The sequence below is a fragment of the Flavobacterium lotistagni genome (assembly GCF_011392125.1).
Classification (GTDB): Bacteria; Bacteroidota; Bacteroidia; order Flavobacteriales; family Flavobacteriaceae; genus Flavobacterium; species Flavobacterium lotistagni.
Genome location: NZ_JAAJBU010000031.1, coordinates 1 through 644, shown reverse-complemented (window position 1 = coordinate 644; position 644 = coordinate 1). Strand labels below are relative to the sequence as shown.

The 644-nt window shown below is 33.1% G+C and carries 1 protein-coding gene; it reads right to left on the bottom strand.

Annotated elements, in window-relative coordinates; all coding sequences use genetic code 11:
* Window positions 1–52: 52 nt before the first annotated feature.
* Window positions 53–607: a dihydrofolate reductase family protein gene (locus tag G4D82_RS14295; protein ID WP_207788185.1), complete on the bottom strand. Its 555-nt coding sequence runs from the start codon at window positions 605–607 to the stop codon at window positions 53–55.
* Between the last annotated feature and the right edge of the window lie 37 nt (window positions 608–644).

Below are 644 nucleotides of genomic sequence, written 5' to 3'. Positions count from 1 at the left end.
CCAGCAATGATCGCGTGGCGGCTGTTACAGGCTGTGTTTCCTTTTGCCAATATTACTTGGTGATTTCGTATGTTAATTCTACAATTCCGTTTTTATATGCTTTCGTATCGCTTAATCTCAATGCTTGTTCTTGAGCTATATTATTAAAGAAAGGTAAACCATCGCCTAAGATAATAGGCAAAATACTTACTCGAATTTCATCTATGATTTTTAGTCGAATAAAATCTCTAGTCAGCATAGAACCGCCAACAATCCATACGTTTTTATATTTTGGTTTTAAATACTCGTTAACCAATTTAATTAAATCGCCAGAATAGAATTCGATATTTTGTTTGTCAGTTTTTAGATCTCGGTTGGTTAATACAATTGTTGGTTTTTCACCATAAGGCCAGCCAAAATCTTTTGAAAGTTTTAAGGCGAGCTCATAAGTTTTTGAGCCCATTATATAGCAATCTATTGTCTTTAAAAACTCTTCTGGATTTTCTCCGTCAATTCCTTTATCATAATTGCTATTAGTTTCAAACCACGACATACTATTGTCCTTTTTGGCTATAAATCCATCAAGGCTCGAAACCATATGAATTGTTAGTTTAAAGTTTGAAGTCATTCTTTAAAGTTTAGTTTTTTCAACATTGCCTGTAACG